Source organism: Frankia sp. CcWB2 (assembly GCF_977927585.1).
In genome coordinates, this window is sequence record NZ_CDWRCM010000111.1 from 1 (window position 1) to 9,816 (window position 9,816).

Here is a 9,816-nt window from a genome sequence, read left to right on the forward strand (position 1 = left end):
TAGGGCGGGCTGTGGCGAGGTTCCTGCTGCGCCGGCTGGTCGTGGGCGCCGGGGTCCTGTGGGGCGCGGCGACGTTGGCCTTCGTGACGCTGCACGTCGTACCGGGTGATCCCGTCGACACTTTGATCGGGCCGACGTTCGGGATCTCGCCGCAGCTTCGGGAGCAGATCAACGAGACGTACGGGTTCCAGTCGCCGCTCGTCGTCCAGTACGGCACCTGGCTGCGCCGCCTGGTGACCGGCCATCTCGGCACCTCCTACCAGCTGCAGCGGCCGGTCGTGGAGGTGTTGTCCGGTCAGGTGTGGCCGACGGTGCAGCTGGCGCTCACGGCGTCCGCGCTCGCCGCGCTGCTGGCGATCGGGCTCGCGGTGTCGACCGCCGGCCGGGGCGGCACCACCCACCGGCTTGGCCGGATGCTGGCGACCAGCGCCGAGCTGCTCGTCGTGTCGAGCCCGACGTTCTGGATCGGCATCCTGCTCATCACCCTCTTCTCTGCGCACCTCGGCTGGTTTCCCAGTGCCGGCGCCACTGGCCCGTCCGGACTGGTCCTCCCGGCGTCCGCGCTGGCCCTGCCGATCGCCGGGGTCCTCGCCCAGGTGCTGCGGGAGGGACTTGACGCCGCGCTGGAGGATCCGTTCGTCGTCTCGGTCCGCGCCCGCGGCATCGGCGCGGTGGGCGTGCTGACCCGCCACGCCCTGCGCCATGCCGCGCTCCCGCTCGTCACCCTGCTCGGCTGGGCAGTGGGCAGCCTGCTCGGCGGCGCAGTCGTCACCGAGGCGGTGTTCGCCCGGCCGGGGATCGGTCGGGTGACCCTCGCGGCGATCTCGGCCAAGGACAGCCCGGTGGTCACCGCGGTGGTGCTGCTGTCCGCGGCGGTCTTCGTCGTCGTGAACAGCGTGGTCGACCTGCTCTACCTGCTCATTGACCCGCGACTGCGCGACGACGGATCCGGTGCCGGGAGGGCCACGGCGGTTGATCTGGCGGTGTCCCGGTGACCGCGGTCGGGGAGGCCCGCCCCGGGACCGAGTCGCCCGCCGCCGGTGCCCTGGCCCGCACCGGCGGTGGCCGGCCGCGTCCCGGTTTGATCGCGGCCGGCCTGCTGATCGTCCTGCTTCTTGTCGCGACCGCCTGGCCGGGGCTGCTCAGCTGTCATCCCGCGGACGGGGCGAACCTCGGCGAGGCGCTGCGCGGACCGAGCTGGGCACACTGGTTCGGCACCGACCAGCTGGGCCGGGACGTCTTCGCGCGGGTGGTCACCGGCGCCCGGCATTCGCTACTGCTCGGTGCCGGAGCGACCGCGCTCGGCGCGGGGATCGGGGCGACGGTCGGCCTCGCGGCGGCCCTCGGCGGCCGGTTCGCGGACGGGCTGCTCATGCGGCTCGTGGACCTGCTGCTCGCCTTCCCCGAGCTGCTGCTCGCGCTGCTGGTCATCGCCATCGTCGGTCCAGGCTCGGTGAACGCGGCGGTGGCCATCGGCATCGCGGCGGTCCCCAGCTACGCGCGGGTTGTGCGGTCGCGTGCCCTCGTCGTCCGCCATGCCGGGTTTGTCGACGCCGGGGTGGCGCTCGGCCTGCCCCGACCGGTGATCGTGCTGCGCCACATCGTGCCGAACACGCTAGGACCGCTGCTCGTGCTGGCCACCGTCGGCATCGGGACGGCGATCATCTCCGGTTCGGCGCTGAGTTTCCTGGGCCTCGGTACGAAGCCGCCGGCCCCCGAGTGGGGGGCGATGCTCGCCGACGGCCGAGGCGTCATCGACACCGCCTGGTGGGTCGTGGTGTTCCCCGGGGCGGCGATCGCCGCCACTGTCGTCGCCGTGACCGTGCTCGGCCGCCATGCCCGCCTGCGGGTGGAGGGACGGACTCCGTGAACGACCAGCCGCAGGTCTCACCGCCGGCACCGCCGAACTCGGCACCGCTGGGGTCGGCGCCCCCTGGTTCGACACCTCCGAGCGCGCGGGGGGCGAAGGAGCCGTCCGCGACCCTGCTGACCGTCGACGGGCTGCGGGTCTCCTTCGGCCGGGGCGGTCGGGCCGTCGAGGTGGTGCGGGGAATCTCCTTCGATGTCGGTGTGGGGGAGTGTGTGGCCCTCGTGGGCGAGTCCGGATCGGGTAAGAGCGTGACCGCCCGCGCCCTCGTCGGACTCGCCGGAGCGGACGCGACGGTCCAGGCCCGGCGGCTGCGCCTGGGCGGGACCGACCTCATCGGGCTGCGGGACCGGGAATGGCGCGCCCTGCGTGGCCGCCGGATCGGCCTGGTGCTCCAGGACGCCCTCGGTTCCCTCGATCCGCTGCGGCGGGTCGAGCAGGAGGTCGACGAGGCGCTGCGGGCACAGGGCCCAGTCGCGCGGGCCGAACGTGGCCCCCGGATCGCGACGCTGCTGGCGCGGGCCGGTATTCCTGATCCACAGGTCCGTGTCCGGCAGTACCCGCACCAGCTCTCCGGCGGGTTGCGCCAGCGGGTGCTGATCGCCGCGGCGCTGGCCGGCACTCCGGACCTGCTCATCGCCGACGAGCCGACCACCGCTCTCGACGTCTTGGTCCAGGCCCGGATCCTCGATCTGCTTGCCGGTCTGCGCGAGAGCGGGATGGGACTGCTGCTCATCAGCCATGACCTGGCAGTCGTCGCCCGGCTCGCCGATCGGGTCGCCGTGCTGCGCGACGGAGTGATCCTGGAGAGTGGCCCGACCGAGCGGGTGCTGGGCGATCCCACGCACGCCTATACCCGCGAGCTGCTTGCCGCCGTGCCCTCCGCGCGGACCAGGGGCAGCCGGCTGGCCGGACCCGTCGACGAAGCCGGGATCGCGGCGGCCGGGCTCGCGTCTGCCGGGCTCGCGTCTGCCGGGCTCGACGCGGGCGGCTCGACCGGCGCCGAGATCCTTCTGCGGGCGACGGGACTGCGCAAGGCGTTCCGGACGGCGGACGGAGAGCGACGCGAGGTGGTCCGGGACGTCTCCTTCGCGCTGCGCCGCGGGGAGACCCTCGGGCTCGTCGGCGAGTCCGGTTCGGGGAAGACGACGCTCGCCCGGATCATGCTGGGTCTGACCGAACCCGACGCGGGTGAGGTGCTGCTCGGCGGCGTTCCCTGGGTCGGCCCGTCGGGTCCTGGGGGCGGCTGGGGCAGCTGGGTGCCGGAGCGTGACCGCCGACCACGCCGCCGGCAGATCCAGGCGATCTTCCAGGACCCGCTGGGGTCCTTCGACCCACGACTGACGGTGGGCCGGATCCTGACGCAGGCGCTGCGGGTGGGTGGGGTCGCGCGAACCGAGCGCCGCGACGCCGCCGTCCGACGGCTGGAACAGGTGGGGCTCTCCGCGCGGGAACTACGGCGCAGACCGGTCGAGCTGTCCGGCGGGCAGCGGCAGCGGGTGGCCATCGCCCGGGCGCTGTCCGTGGAACCGCAGGTGCTGATCTGCGACGAATCGGTGTCCGCGCTCGACGTGTCCATCCAGGCCCAGGTCCTGGACCTGCTCGTCGACCTGCGCCGGACCCACCGCCTGGCCATGGTCTTCGTCTCTCACGACCTCGGCGTCGTGCAGCACCTCAGCGACCGGGTCCTGGTGATGTACGACGGGCGGGTCGTCGAGTCCGGGGACGTGGAGACGGTCTTCACCGCCCCCCCGGCACCCCTACACCGTACGGCTGCTCGCCGCGGTGCCCCGGCTCCCCGGACCGCCTACCCCCCCAGCGGCTACCGGGCCGTCTCCGCAGGCCGGGACGCCCCTGGCCGACAGCGCCACAGCCGTACCGGCATCTGGGTGATGTGCCCGTCGGTGTCGAGGCGGTGCTGCGCGACCTCCCCGATCGCCCGAAAGTAGTCCTCCTGACGGTCCGCACCGACGAGCCGGCTGTAGTAGGTGCCAAAGGTCGCCGCGTGGAACCGCTGGTACTCCTCGCCGTTCGCGGCCCGCACGACCGCCGGGCGTTCGTCGACGCCGTCGATGTCGAAGTACGCATCGAGCAGGGTCGCGGTGTCGTCCACGGACAGGGTGCGTACGGCGATCGGAATGATCCCGGCCGCCGCCAGCAGCCTGGGTACGTCCTCGGCCGCATGGCCCAGCCGGACCAGGGCCTGCCGGGCGAGGTCGTCGCTGCCACCGAACCCGTACTCGTCGTGCTCGGGATGGTGGGTGGTGAGCAGGAAGGCGCCGCCGGGCCGCAGTCGCGTGGAGATCCACCGCACCAGCTGCTCCTCGTCGGGGTGGATCCAGTGCAGGACCGAGGTGAGGGTGACCAGGTCGAACGCCGTGGGACCCGCATCGTCGGCCAGTTGCGGGGGCCGGCGCAGATCGGCCTGGACGAAGCGGAACCGTACCCGGGTCGCGTAGGGGGCGAGCTTGCGTCGAGCCTCGGCAAGCCGGGACTCCTCACGATCCAGGCCCAGGGCGTCGACGGCGTCGGGCAGGCGGTCGAGCGCCGCGGCGAGCAGGGAACCGATGCCGCAGCCGAGATCGGCGACGGACCGGGCGGTCGGATCGGCGAACTCGAGCACCCAGTCGGTGTCCTGAGCCTGCCGAAGCCGGCTGGCGTCGTCGTACCCGCCGAGTCGGGCCGCCTGTGCCGTGACGGTCTGCGTCATCTGTTTCTCCCCAGCCGAGGTATGCCAACCGATCCGACGTACTGACGGTCCGCCATCGTGCATCACGGGCTCGTGCCAAGTGCCGAGTTCCGTGCCCTGCGTTTTGAAATTAGGCATCGTGTTCGTGTGGGGTCAAGATAGCTTTCTGCGTCCATAGTCGACATCCTGTTAGGGGACGTAATGAAGTAACAAATACGTGATCGAGAGCATCATCGCAGGTCACAGGCCTGTGGAGGGTTCGAAACGCGCAAGTTATTTCATTTCGACTCCTTAGTGCTGGTAACAGCACCGTGATGCCTCTGGACCAGCCGCCGCGAGCCGACTGGAATGGGTCGCGGTCCGGGACGCGGAAACTGTTCGCGACAGTGAAAACCAGGTACGACAGTGGAAACCACGCAGGAATCGGTACCGCCGTGCTGGACCGGAACTGGTCCGCAACCGGTCTAGGACCTGGCCGCGACCGCCCGGAACCGGCCCAGAACCATGCCCAGGGGAGACGATGACCAGTACAACGGGATCCGATGCGGCCTTGGCGCCGGCGCGAGACGTGATCGCTACGCAGCGTTCCGCGCCCGACACGTCGGTCGGATACGTCCAGGGCATCCTCAGCCACGACATCTCCACGGAACTCGGCCGGCTGCAACTGCTGGAATCACAGGTGGACCCGGCCACGCACGCCGTTCTCGAGGCGCGGGGAATCGCCGATGGAGGGCGGTTCCTGGAAATTCGGTGCCGGTGCGGGTTCGGTCGCCTACTGGCTGGCCGACCGGTTCCCCGGCGGGGAGGTGACTGCGGTAGACGTGAGCACGAGTTTCCTCGACGACGCCGGCCGGTCGAACCTGCGGATCGTCCAAGCGGACGTGCGCACCCACGACTTCGAGCCGGGTTCCTTCGACCTCATCCATGCCCGCACCGTCCTCATGCACATCCCCGAGCGTGAGGAGGTGCTGCGGCGGCTAGTCTCCTGGCTGGCCCCGGGCGGCTGGCTGGTCACTGAGGATCTCGTGCTGTCCCCGGTCGACTCGTCACCGCACGACGGATTCCGGCACGCCTTCGAGGCGATCGGCCAGGCGATGGCGTCGTCGATCGGGTCGGACCTGCGGTGGGGGCGAACGCTGCCGGCGCCGCTGACCCGGGCGGGCCTGGTCGACACCGGTCTGCACGCCACGTACTACCCGGTTGGCGGCTCCAACGAGATCGGGCGCCTGTGGCGTGCGACGTTCGGCCAGTCCGCCGACTACCTCGTCGACAGCGGCCTGCTCACCCGTGCCGATCTCGACTCGGCCCTGGCCCTGCTCGCCGATCCCGACTTCCTCGACCTCGGGCCCAGCATCATCGCTGCCTGGGGCCGGCGCCCCCGGCCTGAGCTTCCGGGCGCGGGAACTCCCGCCCTTCCGTCTCTGTCCTCCGTCTCCGCGACGACCATCTGACCGAACACCGTCGACCACCCGTGAGGTACTCCCGTGACCACTCCGCGTTTCGGTGTCACCCTTCCTCTGCCCGGCATCCCGCTGCGGGACCATCGACGCATCGTCACGGGACTCGCTGACGCCGGCTACAGCGACGTGTGGACGGCCGAAGGCGGCGGCGTCGACGCGTTCACCCCGCTCGCGGTCGCCGCCGCCTGGGATCCCCGGGTGCGCCTGGCGAGCGCGATCGTGCCCGTCCACACCCGCGGCCCGGCGGTGCTCGCCCAGACCGCGGCGACCCTGGCCGATCTGACGTTCGGCGGGCTTGTCCTCGGCATCGGTTCGTCGGTGCCCGCCCACGTGACCGACCTCAACGGCATCCCGTTCGACGAGCCCTTCCGTCGGACCCGGGACACGCTTCGTTTCCTCACCCGGGCGCTGCGCGGCGAGGTGGTCTCCGGCGCCTTCGACACGTTCGCGATCCGCGGCTTCGTCCTACCGAATCCTCCGATCGAGACGCCGAAGGTCATCCTGGGAGCGATGCGGCCCGGCATGCTCAAGCTCGGCTTCACCGAGGGGGACGGTGCCGTCACCAATCTGCTGTCCCCCGAAGATCTGATCAAGGTCCGTGCCGCCGTCGGACCGCAGCCAGCGGGCAAGGAGCTGGTGGTGAAGGTCTTCGTGAGCCCGAACGCCGATCCGAACGTCGCCCGCCGCGACAGCCGGCCGTTCCTCACCTGGATCCTCAACCAGACCCCTTACCACGCCTTCCACGAATGGCTCGGCAACGGCGAACGGCTCGCCGAGTCCCACGAGCGATGGACCGCCGGGGACCAGCGTGGTGCCGCCCGGGCGCTACCCGACGAGGTCATCGACGCCCTGTTCATCCACGGCACGCCCGAGCAGTGCCGCGACCAGATCGCCGCATATGTGCAGCCCGGGGTCACCGCGGTCCAGCTCTACGTCCGCCTGACTCCGTCCTTCCTGCTCGGAGCGTGGGACACCGCCGGATCGACCGGATCGACCGGATCAGCCGGATCAACTGGATCGGCTGGCGGGGGAGAGCAGGACCTGGCCGAGCGGGTCCTCGGCCTGCTGAGCACGCTGCGCCCCCGCATCCCCACGCCGGCTGGCATCGGCTGATCGACCTCGCCGGACGGACCGCGCCGGTTTCCCGACCACGGGCCGCGCCGCTACCGACCAGGGCCACCGGGGCCGCTACCTGACCACGGCCACCGGGCAGTGCGCGTGCAGGACGCACTGGTGGCTCACCGAACCGAGAAGCAGTTCGGCGAAGCCGCCGTGCCCGCGGCTGCCGACCACGAGCAGCTGCGCGTCAGCCGAGGCCCGCAGCAGCGCATGGGCGGGGCCATCGACGACGGTCTCCTTCCTGACGGGGATGGGCAGCCCGCCGGCGTGCTCGGTGACGATCGTGGAGACGGCCTGGTCGAGGGTCTGCCGGGCCTGCTCCGCCAGCGCCGATCCGATATCGGCGTAGCTCCCCGGGTAGATCGGGATGTCCAGGTGCCAGGCGTGCACGACGTGCAGGGCGCTCTTGCGGAGCATCGCCGCCTCGACGGCCCACCGTAGTGCCGTGAGCGAGGGGGCCGAGCCGTCCACGCCGACGACCACCGGCCGGTCGTCGATGCCGACGGGCTGGTGCGCGCCGCCGCTCGCCATATCGCGGTCATGCTTTCCGGACCGGTGCCTGCCGGATCCGGCGGCCGGGGCGACCGGCCGTACCACGACGACCGGCAGGGAGGCATGGTGCACCACACCCTGGCTCACCGAGCCGCTCACCAGCCGGTGCAGGGCCCCGTGACCGCGCTCGCCGACGACGATCATCCGCGCGTCGGCCGCGGCCCGCAGCAGCTCCGGGACGGGACTGCCCTCCTCGACCCGCCGGATGATCCGCACTGTCGGATCGCTGACCCGGGCGGCGGTCAGCGCGGTGTCCAGAACCCGCGTGGCGGCGTGCGCCAGACCCTCGCGGTCGGCGTTCGCCGCGGTCTCGAAGACCGGCCGCGGTTCGCCCATGACGTCCCATACCAGTACCGCGATCACCGGGACCAGGCGCCGGGCGGCCTCGTCGCAGGCCCACCGGATCGCGGCGACGGACGCGGGTGAACCGTCGACCCCGACGACGATCCCACCGGCGGCGGACTCCGCGTCCGCCGCCTCGACGGCCTGCCCGGCGGGGCGCGCGTACCCCGCGGTGTCCGACTGTGCCTCGGTGCCCGACATCCCTATCACCCTCTCGCCGTGCTGCTCCCCGTCACTGCCATGGTTCCGCCTGAAGGTGACCCCCGCGACGTGACGCGCGGGGTGAGCCGGTGGGGCCTGCGGCCGGTCATGACCCTGCCGGATGGCCCGCGGCCTGAGGCCAGAGAGGTGGCCTGAGGCCGCAGAGGTGGTTGGTCGACGGAGCGCCGGGTGGTGTGCCGGCCGTCAGCGGCCGATGGTGCGGTGCAGGAACGCCAGAACGACGCCCATCCGCTCCCGGGCCGGGAAGGCACCGCCGCGGCCGGCGCCCGGCACGATCGTCACGTCCACCGCCGGCGCTCCGGCGGCGCGCAGCGCGTGGGCGAGTTCCAGCGACTGCTGGTGGGGGACCGTGCAGTCCGCGTCCCCGTGCTCGATCAGGAACGGCGGCAGCGGCCCGCGGCTCAGGTAGTTCAGGGGGCTCGCCACCCGGACCAGCTGGGGCACGGCCGTCACGGTGCGGCCGAGGAACCGCGACTCCGGCGAGTGGGGCTGGTCGTGCTGGGCGTCAGCCACGGTGCACCGCTCGTTCGCGCGCAGCTGGGCGTCCATCGAGGCGAAGTTCACCGGGCCGTAGAAGTCGACGACGGCCTGGACGTCGCTGGACACCCCGGGATTGCCGAGCCCCGGGTCGTCGAACATCGCCACGCCGCTCGTCGTGCCCAGCATCACCGCGAGGTAGGCCCCGGCCGACGCGTCGGTCGCGGCGATGCGGGAGGGGTCCAGGCCATAGGTGCCCGCGTGGGCCCGCAGCCAGCGGACGGACGCCTTCACGTCCTGGACCGCGGCCGGGAACTTCGCCTCCCCGGACAGCCGGTAGTTCAAGCTGGCGACGGCGTACCCGGCGTGGACGAGTGCTCGGACCACCGGCAGGTCGTCCCGCTTGTCGCCGAGCATGAACGCGCCACCGTGGATCGTGAGTACCATCGGCAGGACCGTCCCGGGGGTCACCTGGGCCCCTTCGGCACCTGCCGTCGGGGCCGGCGGGGAGGGACGGTAGAGATCCAGCCGCTGTGCCGGCGAGACCGGCGCGTAGGGCACGTCCCGCAGGACCCACATGCCGCCGGACTCCTCGGGCGTGCCGGCCTGCGCGGGTGCGCTGTTCGGGCCACCCGGGCCCGACGCTGTCGGCGACGCGGGGCGAGGGGCGGAGCCGTGCCGGGAGCACGCGGCCAGGCCCAGGCCGAGCGCGAGCATGCTGCCGGTGGCGGCGGCGAGGAATCGGTGCTGGGCGGAGCGGATGATGACAATTCTCCCTTCCGGAGGGCCGTCCGCGGGACGGGGATCGGCCGGGCAGGGATCGGCCGGGTAGGGGTCAGCGGGGACGGAACTCTCGCCTCCGCCAGTCATCATGCCCTGCCGCTCTAACCGCCCCGAACATCCGATCGCATGATGAATCCCTTGATCTTGGCGTTTGCCGATATTCTGGGCGGACGGCCCCGGGTGTTGTCCGTTCGGGACACCCGGATCGCGGCCGGAGCCCGGAGCCCGGAGCCGGGGCGGGTGCGGGTGTTGGTGACGGGTGGCAGATGTGACCAGCGCCACACGGTGCGGGGAGCTGGCATTTG

7 protein-coding genes and 1 pseudogene are annotated in these 9,816 nt (G+C 72.1%); 5 read left to right on the plus strand and 3 right to left on the minus strand.

Annotated features, from left to right (window positions below; translation table 11 throughout):
• The 3 genes and pseudogenes from ACY45C_RS12995 to ACY45C_RS13005 form a co-directional block, all read left to right on the plus strand.
• Nucleotides 1-995, plus strand: a 995-nt coding sequence (locus tag ACY45C_RS12995; RefSeq protein ID WP_462187882.1) for an ABC transporter permease, incomplete at its 5' end; no start/stop codon positions are given.
• Nucleotides 992-1,870 carry an ABC transporter permease gene (locus tag ACY45C_RS13000; RefSeq protein WP_462187883.1) on the plus strand — a complete coding sequence of 293 codons (879 nt, stop codon included), beginning with the start codon at nt 992-994 and terminating at the stop codon, nt 1,868-1,870. The genes ACY45C_RS12995 and ACY45C_RS13000, both read left to right, overlap by 4 nt.
• Nucleotides 1,867-3,760, plus strand: a pseudogene (locus ACY45C_RS13005) (dipeptide ABC transporter ATP-binding protein). The gene ACY45C_RS13000 and the pseudogene ACY45C_RS13005 overlap by 4 nt, the downstream one beginning before the upstream one ends.
• Here ACY45C_RS13005 and ACY45C_RS13010 read toward each other — a convergent pair.
• On the minus strand, nt 3,690-4,577 hold the full coding sequence (locus ACY45C_RS13010; RefSeq protein ID WP_462187884.1) for a class I SAM-dependent methyltransferase: 888 nt from the start codon (nt 4,575-4,577) through the stop codon (nt 3,690-3,692). The pseudogene ACY45C_RS13005 and the gene ACY45C_RS13010 sit on opposite strands and share 71 nt — an antisense overlap.
• Before the next feature lie 704 nt (nt 4,578-5,281).
• Here ACY45C_RS13010 and ACY45C_RS13015 point away from each other — a divergent pair.
• The gene (locus ACY45C_RS13015) at nt 5,282-6,007 is read left to right on the plus strand and encodes a class I SAM-dependent methyltransferase (RefSeq protein WP_462187885.1); all 726 of its coding nucleotides are present in this window, start codon (nt 5,282-5,284) and stop codon (nt 6,005-6,007) included.
• A 33-nt stretch (nt 6,008-6,040) separates the two neighbouring features.
• Entirely contained in the window at nt 6,041-7,129 is a 1,089-nt protein-coding gene (locus tag ACY45C_RS13020) for an LLM class F420-dependent oxidoreductase (RefSeq protein WP_462187886.1), read from the plus strand.
• 75 nt (nt 7,130-7,204) lie between these two features.
• Here ACY45C_RS13020 and ACY45C_RS13025 read toward each other — a convergent pair whose 3' ends face one another.
• Both ACY45C_RS13025 and ACY45C_RS13030 read right to left on the minus strand, forming a co-directional pair.
• A complete protein-coding gene (locus ACY45C_RS13025; protein WP_462187887.1) occupies nt 7,205-8,230 on the minus strand; it encodes a universal stress protein in 1,026 nt (341 codons plus the stop codon).
• A 204-nt stretch (nt 8,231-8,434) separates the two neighbouring features.
• Entirely contained in the window at nt 8,435-9,601 is a 1,167-nt protein-coding gene (locus ACY45C_RS13030; RefSeq protein ID WP_462187888.1) for an alpha/beta hydrolase fold domain-containing protein, read from the minus strand.
• Nucleotides 9,602-9,816 lie beyond the last annotated feature (215 nt).